The sequence below is a fragment of the Micrococcus sp. LASM2_SD2 genome, assembly GCF_057364565.1.
This window is the reverse complement of record NZ_JBNFOB010000484.1, coordinates 1-592: the sequence shown is the minus strand read 5'-3', so window position 1 is coordinate 592 and position 592 is coordinate 1. Positions and strand designations below refer to the sequence as shown.

The 592-nt window shown below is 77.5% G+C and carries 1 protein-coding gene; it reads right to left on the bottom strand.

Annotation, left to right across the window (positions count from 1 at the left end):
* Positions 1-154 precede the first annotated feature (154 nt).
* Positions 155-592 (bottom strand): TadE family type IV pilus minor pilin (locus tag AC2W7A_RS13235; RefSeq protein WP_485991736.1); only part of this gene is annotated, 438 nt, incomplete at its 5' end.

Here is a 592-nt window from a genome sequence, read left to right as displayed (position 1 = left end):
AGGCGAGGGGCGGACAGTCCGCTGCAGAGCTGGCCGCGGCCGCCGTGTGTGCTCCCTGGCCCCCGCCGGCCACGAGGACGCACAGCCCCAGCCCCAGGGACGCCGTGCCGAGGGCGGTGAGCGTGCCGCTCATGGTGCCTCGCTCCCCTCTCCGTCAGGCTCGGCGTCCGCCCCGGGTGCGGCCTGTCCGGGATCGGCCGCGTCGCCGTCCGCCGGCGGATCCTCCTGTGTCCGCCCCGGCCGACACCTGCTGGTTCGGTGCCGAGGCCTCGGCCTTCACCTGCAGGTCCGGGAACCAGCCCAGCGGCCCGGGGGCGCCCCGGGCGACGGTCACGGTGACCCAGGTGCCGTCGTCGTGGTGGACCAGCTCGGCGCCGTCCCCGGCCATGCGGGTGACGGCCTGCACGGCCTGCTCCGGGGAGTCGCCGCGGGCGAGGATCCGTGCCGCGGCACCGGCGGCATCCTGGTTGCGGACCTGCTGCAGTCCGACCCCGCCGGTGGCCACCACGCCGGCGATGACCAGCACGGCCACCGGCAGCAGCGCCGCATACTCGGCGGTGACGGCGCCGCGCTCGGCCGCACTGCGCCGGAG